9 protein-coding genes and 1 rRNA gene are annotated in these 6820 nt (G+C 72.8%); 7 read left to right on the forward strand and 3 right to left on the reverse strand.

The window, feature by feature from the left end:
- Nucleotides 1-3 precede the first annotated feature (3 nt).
- Nucleotides 4-120, forward strand: a 5S ribosomal RNA gene (gene rrf, locus E4P40_RS25175).
- 142 nt (nucleotides 121-262) lie between these two features.
- Here the strand turns inward: rrf and E4P40_RS25180 are convergent.
- From E4P40_RS25180 to E4P40_RS25190, 3 genes are read right to left on the reverse strand one after another with little or no spacing between them, the layout of a single operon-like run.
- A complete protein-coding gene (locus E4P40_RS25180; RefSeq protein ID WP_135161069.1) occupies nucleotides 263-958 on the reverse strand; it encodes a hypothetical protein in 696 nt (231 codons plus the stop codon).
- Nucleotides 958-1881, reverse strand: a complete 924-nt coding sequence (locus E4P40_RS25185) for an ABC transporter ATP-binding protein (RefSeq protein ID WP_135161070.1) — start codon at nucleotides 1879-1881, stop codon at nucleotides 958-960. The genes E4P40_RS25180 and E4P40_RS25185 overlap by 1 nt, the downstream gene beginning before the upstream one ends.
- Nucleotides 1878-2240, reverse strand: coding sequence for a GntR family transcriptional regulator (locus E4P40_RS25190; protein ID WP_135161071.1), 363 nt, complete (start codon nucleotides 2238-2240; stop codon nucleotides 1878-1880). Before E4P40_RS25190 ends, E4P40_RS25185 begins: the two co-directional genes overlap by 4 nt.
- Nucleotides 2241-2440: 200 nt before the next feature.
- On the opposite strand from E4P40_RS25190, the gene E4P40_RS25195 reads away from it, so the two are divergent.
- Genes E4P40_RS25195 through E4P40_RS25220 form a run of 6 tightly spaced genes read left to right on the forward strand, consistent with a single transcriptional unit; the run spans nucleotide 2441 to nucleotide 6784 of the window.
- Nucleotides 2441-2743 (forward strand): urease subunit gamma, encoded by a 303-nt coding sequence (locus E4P40_RS25195; protein WP_135161072.1) that lies wholly within the window; start codon nucleotides 2441-2443, stop codon nucleotides 2741-2743.
- Nucleotides 2743-3042: an urease subunit beta gene (locus tag E4P40_RS25200; protein WP_348519655.1), complete on the forward strand. Its 300-nt coding sequence runs from the start codon at nucleotides 2743-2745 to the stop codon at nucleotides 3040-3042. The genes E4P40_RS25195 and E4P40_RS25200 overlap by 1 nt, the downstream gene beginning before the upstream one ends.
- Nucleotides 3042-4763: an urease subunit alpha gene (locus E4P40_RS25205; protein ID WP_135161074.1), complete on the forward strand. Its 1722-nt coding sequence runs from the start codon at nucleotides 3042-3044 to the stop codon at nucleotides 4761-4763. The genes E4P40_RS25200 and E4P40_RS25205 overlap by 1 nt, the downstream gene beginning before the upstream one ends.
- A 14-nt stretch (nucleotides 4764-4777) precedes the next feature.
- Nucleotides 4778-5413, forward strand: coding sequence for an urease accessory UreF family protein (locus E4P40_RS25210; RefSeq protein ID WP_135161075.1), 636 nt, complete (start codon nucleotides 4778-4780; stop codon nucleotides 5411-5413).
- The gene (gene ureG, locus E4P40_RS25215; protein ID WP_135161076.1) at nucleotides 5403-6077 is read left to right on the forward strand and encodes an urease accessory protein UreG; all 675 of its coding nucleotides are present in this window, start codon (nucleotides 5403-5405) and stop codon (nucleotides 6075-6077) included. The genes E4P40_RS25210 and ureG overlap by 11 nt, the downstream gene beginning before the upstream one ends.
- The gene (locus tag E4P40_RS25220; RefSeq protein ID WP_135161077.1) at nucleotides 6074-6784 is read left to right on the forward strand and encodes an urease accessory protein UreD; all 711 of its coding nucleotides are present in this window, start codon (nucleotides 6074-6076) and stop codon (nucleotides 6782-6784) included. The genes ureG and E4P40_RS25220 overlap by 4 nt, the downstream gene beginning before the upstream one ends.
- Nucleotides 6785-6820: the final 36 nt, after the last annotated feature.

Raw genomic sequence — 6820 nt, forward strand, 5'->3', positions numbered from 1 at the left:
AGTTACGGCGGCCATGGCGAGAGGGAAACGCCCGGCAACATTCCGAACCCGGAAGCTAAGCCTCTCAGCGCCGATGGTACTGCCCTGGAGACGGGGTGGGAGAGTAGGACGCCGCCGGACAACCATTCCCGAAAGGGCCCCAGCCACCACGCTGGGGCCCTTTCGTCGTCTCGGCCCGTCGCACTGCCGAGCGGTTCGTGCACGACTCGGGCACGGGCTCCGTCACGTGACGGAGGCGGGGCCGAGTGCTGATGCGTCCCGGTCAGGGAACGACCCGGCGGATCCCGGCGAAGGACGCGGCGGCGACGGCCACGGCCAGCGCAGCCGGCAGGCCGACGGCCAGGGTGGTGACGGACTGGTCCGCGAACCAGTTGCCGATGGCGCGCCACGCATCGAGCCACGTGACGAGGATTGCCAGGCCACCGACGACGACCGTCGCCGCGATGGTGAGTCCCCAGACGCCTGACGGGCCCCACCGCTTGGACACCACGCCCAGGCCGATGCCGAGGAAGGCGGAGAGCAGGACTGGGGTCCCGGAGACGAGCACCTGGAGGGCGGGGTTGTCGACGTCCATGAGGCCCGGGGCCCAGAAGCCCATGTCGACGCCCCAGCCGCTGGTCGCGTCCTCGATCGAGGTCAGGGCCGAGACGCCGGTCCCGTAGATCAGTGCCTCGACAACCGCGACCAGCACCGTCCCCAGGTAGAAGGAGCGGCGGCTCAGGCTCATCCCCATGGCCAGCGGCAGGAGCTGGGTGACCGTCTGCACGTAGCCGATCATCATCGTGATGTAGAGCGCCAGGATCCCGCCGGTGAAGCCGCCGTCCTCGGCCCCGGCCGGCGTGAGGTGCCACACGGCCAGGTTGATCACGAAGCTCAGCCCCACGATCAACCACGGCATCGCCAGGCCGATCAGGGGGTGGACGAAGTGCAGGCGGGCGGCCTGGAGGACGCGGTGCATCAGGAGACCTCCTCGAGGTCGTCGGAGGGTGCCAGGTGGACCGAGCCGCGTGCCGCGGGGCTCTGCAGGCTCATCGCCACGACGAGCTGCTGCAGGTTGGTCGGTTCGACCCCGAGGCCGTGGGCGGAGGCCGCGTGGCGGTCGGCTGCACCGTCGACACGGACGACGGCCCGGCTGTGTCCGCCGAGCGACTCCGCGTGCAGGAGCTCGTGCTGCCGAGCGAACGCCAGCACCTTGTCGCCGGGCCCGGTCACGGTGACCGCGCTGTCCCGCAGCGACTCCGCGTCGGCGTCCAGCAGGACGCGTCCCCGGTCGATGAGCAGGACGTGCTCCAGGAGCGGCGCGATCTCCTCGATCAGGTGCGTCGAGAGGACGACGGTCCGGGGGTGCTCCGCGTAGTCCGCGATGAGGCGGTCGTAGAACAGCTGCCGGGCGACGGCGTCCAGACCCAGGTACGGCTCGTCGAACAGGGTGAGCGGCGCCCGGGACGCCAGACCGATGACGATGCCGACCGCGGAGGTCATGCCGCGGGAGAGCTTCTTGATCGGCCGCTTGCTCGGCAGGTCGAAGTCGGCCAGCAGGCCGGCCGCGAGGTCGGCGTCCCAGCGCGGGAACAGCAGGGACGCCGCCGTGAGGGCGTCGGTGACGCGGAAGTAGTCGGGGTAGCGCTGCCCCTCCTTGATGAAGCAGGTGTCGCGCAGGACGGCGTCGTTCTCGTACGGCGCGGACCCGAGCACCTCCACCCGGCCCCGGGTCGGCACGCGGTGCCCGGTCAGCAGCTGCATGAGGGTCGTCTTGCCGGCGCCGTTGCGGCCGAGCAGGCCGGTGATGGCGTCCTGCTCGAATGCGGTGGTGACGCCGTCCAGCGCGGTGTGCTCGCGGAACCGCATCGTCACGTCGGACAGCGTTGCGACGGCGCTCATCGCCGGGCCTCCCAGTCGTCGATCATCGCGGCGAGTTCGCGGGCGGAGATGCCGAGCTTCCGTGCCTCGGTCATCAGGGGGCGGACGTACTGGTCGGCGAACTCGCTGCGCCGACGCTTGAGCAGCTGCTCACGGGCGCCCGTGGCGACGAACATCCCGACTCCTCGTCTCTTGTAGAGGACCCCGTCGGCCACCAGCTCGTTCAGGCCCTTGGCGGCGGTGGCGGGGTTGATGCGGTGGAAGGCGGCCAGCTCGTTGGACGAGGGCGCCTGGGCCTCCTCGGCGAGGGACCCGTCGACGATCGCGTTCTCGATCTGAGCCGCGACCTGGCGGAAGATGGGGCCGGCGTCCTCGTTCACGACGGAGCGCCGGGGATCCCATGGGCTCCGGCGATGGCGCCGTGGTCCGTGGGTTCATTACTCATGTAATGAACCATAGAACCACCGGCGGTGCGGGCGCGAGAGCGACTCCCCGTTGAGTGACCCGGGTACCGCGCAACAGGGCTGTCACACACCGGCGCTAGCGTCCGGGCTCCGCCGACGTCCGGAGGTCGACCGCGTTGCACCTGTCGCCGCACGAGCAGGAACGTCTGCTGCTCTCCTACGCCGCGGAGCTGGCCCGCCGACGGCGTGCGCGGGGGCTGAGGCTGAACCTGCCGGAGGCCACGGCGATCGTCACCGACCACGTGCTGGAGGGCGCTCGGGACGGCGTCCTCGTCGCGGAGCTCATGCAGTCCGGCCGCACGGTCCTGACCAGGGACGACGTCATGGCCGGCGTCCCGGAGCTGCTGGAGGAGGTGCAGGTGGAGGCGACCTTCCCGGACGGGACCAAGCTGGTGACCGTCCACCATCCCATCCCGTGATCCCCGGTGAGGTCCTCCCGGCGGACGGGGTGATCGAGACGCTCCCCGGGGCGGCGCGCATCGAGCTCGAGGTCACCAACTCCGGCGACCGGCCGGTGCAGGTCGGCTCGCACTTCCACTTCGCGCAGACCAACCGGGTGCTCGTCTTCGACCGTGCGGCCGCGCGCGGCCATCGGCTGGACGTCGCGGCTGGCACCGCCGTCCGCTTCGAGCCGGGGATCACCCGCACGGTTCCCCTCGTCCCGCTCGCCGGGGCGCGCGTCGTCCCGGGGCTGACCGCCGAAGGGGGCCTGTCCTAGTGGTCCGACTCAGCCGCGAGCGCTACGCGCAGCTCTATGGGCCCACGACCGGCGACCGCGTCCGCCTGGCCGACACCGATCTCCTGATCGAGGTCACCAACGACCTGTCCGGTGGCCCGGGCCGCGCCGGCGAGGAGGCCGTCTTCGGCGGCGGCAAGGTGATCCGCGAGTCGATGGGCCAGGGCCGGGCGACGCGCGCCGAGGGCGCTCCGGACCTGGTCATCACCGGCGCCGTCGTCCTCGACCACTGGGGGATCATCAAGGCCGACGTCGGCATCCGCGACGGCAGGATCGTCGCGCTCGGCAAGGCCGGCAACCCCGACACCATGGACGGCGTCCATCCCGGCCTGGTCATCGGTCCCGGCACCGAGGTGCTCGCCGGCAACGGGAAGATCCTCACCGCCGGCGGCATCGACTGCCACGTCCACTTCATCTGCCCGCAGATCGTCCCGACCGCGCTCGGCTCGGGAGTCACGACGCTGATCGGTGGCGGCACGGGCCCGGCCGAGGGCTCGAAGGCCACCACCATCACGCCCGGCGACTGGTACCTGGCCCGCATGCTCGAGGCGATGGACCCGCTGCCGGTCAACGTGGCGCTGCTGGGCAAGGGCAACACGGTGCGCCGGGAGTCGCTGGTCGAGCAGCTCCGGGCCGGCGCGAGCGGGTTCAAGTTGCACGAGGACTGGGGCTCCACCCCCGCGGCCATCGACGCGGCGCTGACGGTGGCCGGGGAGCACGGCGTCCCCGTGGCCCTGCACAGCGACACCCTGAACGAGGCGGGCTTCGTCGAGGACACCCTGGCCGCGATCGCCGGGCGGAGCATTCACGCGTACCACACGGAGGGTGCCGGAGGCGGTCACGCGCCGGACATCATCACCGTCGCCGGGCACCCGAACGTGCTGCCCAGCAGCACCAACCCGACCCGCCCGCACACTGTGAACACCCTCGACGAGCACCTCGACATGCTCATGGTCTGCCATCACCTGGACAGCTCCGTCCCCGAGGACCTCGCCTTCGCCGAGAGCCGGATCCGGCCGACCACCATCGCGGCCGAGGACCTGCTGCACGACCTGGGCGCGATCTCGATGATCGGGTCCGACGCGCAGGCGATGGGCCGGGTCGGCGAGGTCGTGCTGCGCACCTGGCAGACCGCCCACGTGATGAAGCAGCGCCGGGGCTCGCTGGCCGGCGACGGCAACGCCGACAACGCCCGCGCCCGCCGGTACGTCGCCAAGTACACGATCTGCCCCGCGGTCGCCCACGGCATCGACGGCGAGGTGGGGTCGGTCGAGTCGGGCAAGCTCGCCGACCTGGTGCTGTGGGACCCGAGGCTCTTCGGCGTCCGGCCGCACGTCGTCCTCAAGGGCGGGATGATCGCCTGGGCGCAGATGGGGGACGCCAACGCCTCGATCCCCACGCCGCAGCCGGTGCTCCCCCGGCCGATGTTCGGCGCCTACGGCAAGGTCCCGGCGATGACCAGCGTCCACTTCGTGGCGCCGGCCGCCATCGAGGCGGGGCTCGCCGACCGGCTGGCGGTCGACCGGCGGCTGATGGCCGTCACCGACACCACCCGGCTGACCAAGGCCGACATGCCCGAGAACACCGCGCTCCCCGACATCCGCGTCGACCCCGACACCTTCACGGTGTCCGTGGACGGCGAGGTCTGGGAGCCCGAGCCGGTCCGCGAGCTGCCCATGGCCCAGCGCTACTTCCTCTTCTAGGGGGCCCCTTTCCCATGAGTTCAGCGCTGCTCACGCTGGCCGATTCCCGGCTGCCCGCCGGTGGGCACACGCACTCCGGAGGCGTGGAACAGGCGATCGCGGCGGGTGTCGTGCGCGACCCGGGGTCGCTGAGCACGTTCCTGCGCCGCCGGCTGGCGACATCGGGAGCCGTGAGCGCCGGGCTCGCCGCCGCGGCGTGCGGCGCGGACGCGTCCACGCTGGCACGACTGGACGAGGAGGCCGATGCCCGAACGCCGTCACCGGCGGTCCGGGCGGCGTCGCGACAGCAGGGTCGCGGGCTGATGCGGGTCGGCCGCCGAGCCTGGCCCTCGGCTTCCTGGGACGCGCTCCCGGCGCTCCCCCATCATCCGATCGCACTCGGCATCGCCGCCGCGCTGGCGGGCCTGGGCCCCCGTGAGGCCGCCCAGGCCGCCGCCTACCTGTCGATCAGCGGGCCGGCGACCGCCGCCCAGCGACTGCTGGCGATGGACCCGCTCACCGTCGCCGCCGTCACCGCGCGGCTCGCCCCCGAGATCGACGCCACAGCCGCGGCCGCCACACGGTCCGGCCTGCCCGCCGCCACCGACCCACTGCTCGACCTCCTCGCCGAGGTCCACGCCGCACGGAAGGACCGCTTCTTTGCCTCCTGACCACAACCTGGACGACTACGTCGACGCGCCGGCGCCGCACCGCCACGGGGGACCGCTGCGCGTCGGGCTCGGCGGCCCGGTCGGCTCCGGCAAGACGGCCCTAGCGGCGGCGCTGTGCCGGACCCTCGGTGCCGAGTACGACCTCGCCGTCGTCACCAACGACATCTACACGACCGAGGACGCCGACTTCCTCCGCCGCAACGCCGTCCTCCCCGACGACCGGATCGAGGCCGTGCAGACGGGCTGCTGTCCGCACACCGCGATCCGCGACGACATCACCGCCAATCTCGACGCCGTCGAGCTCCTGGAGTCCCGTCATCCAGGCCTGGAGCTGGTCCTGGTCGAGAGCGGCGGCGACAACCTCACCGCCTCCTTCAGCTACGGGCTCGTCGACGTGCAGGTGTTCGTCATCGACGTGGCCGGCGGCGACAAGGTCCCGCGCAAGGGCGGACCCGGAGTCACCGCCGCCGACCTCCTCGTGGTGAACAAGACCGACCTGGCCCCGATGGTCGGCGCGGACCTCGACGTGATGCGGCGCGACTCCGCGGCGGTGCGGAACGGCAAGCCGACGCACCTCATCTCGCTCCGGGAGGACCCGACGGCCTCGTCGGTCGCCGAGTGGGTGCGCGAGCAGGTGCGGGCAAGGGTGGCTCAGTCCGCGTGAGAACGGTCGTCGAGGTCATCGCCCGGCTCGGGCCGGGTGGCCGCACGGTGCTGCCGGTGGTCCGGGCCAGCGGTCAGCTCGCGGTCCGCCGCACCGGCCCGGCGACCGTGCACCTCGTCGCCACGGCTTTCGGGCCGCTCGGCGGGGACGACGCCCGGATCTCGCTGGTCGTGGAGGAGGGGGCGCGCCTGTCCGTCCGCTCCGTGGCCGCGGCGATCGCGCTCCCCGCCCGTGGTGGGTCGCCGCCGTCGGCCCAGCGGATCACCGCGGAGGTCGCGGGCACGCTCGATCTGCGGCTGGAACCCACCGTGGTCGCCGCCGGCGCGCACCACCTGGCCGCGCTGACGGGGGAGCTCGCCGACGGCGCCGTCCTCACCGCCACCGAGCAGGTCCTGCTCGGCCGGACCGGGGAGGTTCCGGGCCGCTGGACCGGTACGACGCGGATCGAGCGGGCGGGCCGCCCGCTCCTGCACACGACGGTCGGCCTCGGACCGGGGGAGGCGGCCTGGCTGCCGCCGATCGCCCCGCGGGCCTACGCCTCCACGGTCCACACCGGGGGCGGCGAGGCGGGGGTCGGCACCGCGGACGACGCCGTCCGGCTGCCTCTGCCGGGCGGCTGGGTCACCACGGCATGGGGTGCGGAACTGCACCGTGTGGTCGTGGCCCTCGAGTCCCTGACCGGTCCGGGTGCCAGGGTGACCGCATGAGCCTCGTCGTCCGTGCCCGCCGGGTGCTGCTGCCCG

Source organism: Blastococcus sp. CT_GayMR20 (assembly GCF_004570345.1).

Excerpts from the sequence above, each read along its gene's own strand:
- E4P40_RS25180 (WP_135161069.1), bottom strand. The coding sequence starts at position 958 with ATGCACCGCGTCCTCCAGGCCGCCCGCCTGCACTTCGTCCACCCCCTG.
- E4P40_RS25185 (WP_135161070.1), bottom strand. The coding sequence starts at position 1,881 with ATGAGCGCCGTCGCAACGCTGTCCGACGTGACGATGCGGTTCCGCGAG.
- E4P40_RS25210 (WP_135161075.1), top strand. The coding sequence starts at position 4,778 with ATGAGTTCAGCGCTGCTCACGCTGGCCGATTCCCGGCTGCCCGCCGGT.